Raw genomic sequence first — 467 nt, forward strand, 5'->3', positions numbered from 1 at the left:
GTAAGCGCGCTATAACCAAGTATATGAAAAAGGTTCCAGAGTTGATTGACTCGGGAACCTTTTTTATTGACAATTCTTCTGTATGATTTCAGACCATGGCAAATAGTCCTCTAGAACCTCTATTTTTGCGAGGGTTTCTTCATTAGGAAGGTGGTCTAGAAGATAATTCATATACTTCTCAGTGTGCAAACCATGACGTTTAGCAGTTTCTAATAAACTCATGATGATCGCGCCTGCCTTAGCTCCCTCATAACTCTGAGAGAATAGCCAGTTTTTACGTCCCATAACTAAAGACTTAATAGCTCGTTCAGCTAGATTATTAGAAAGAACAAGTCTTCCATCTTCTAAAACTTTCTTAAAAGTCTCCTCATACTTGAGAGCGTAGTCTATCGCACTGCCCAATTTGGAACCAGGTAGGACAGCTTGCTGGCGACACCAATCAAAGAACTCTTCCATTAAGGGGCTTA

The 467-nt window shown here is 40.3% G+C and carries 1 protein-coding gene; it reads right to left on the reverse strand.

Annotated features, from left to right (window positions below; translation table 11 throughout):
- Window positions 1-63: 63 nt before the first annotated feature.
- A partial coding sequence (locus tag HZY94_RS03610) for an IS66 family transposase (RefSeq protein WP_179925052.1) occupies window positions 64-467 on the reverse strand: 404 nt, incomplete at its 5' end.

It is taken from the genome of Streptococcus danieliae, assembly GCF_013415245.1.
GTDB classification, from domain to species: domain Bacteria; phylum Bacillota; class Bacilli; order Lactobacillales; family Streptococcaceae; genus Streptococcus; species Streptococcus danieliae_A.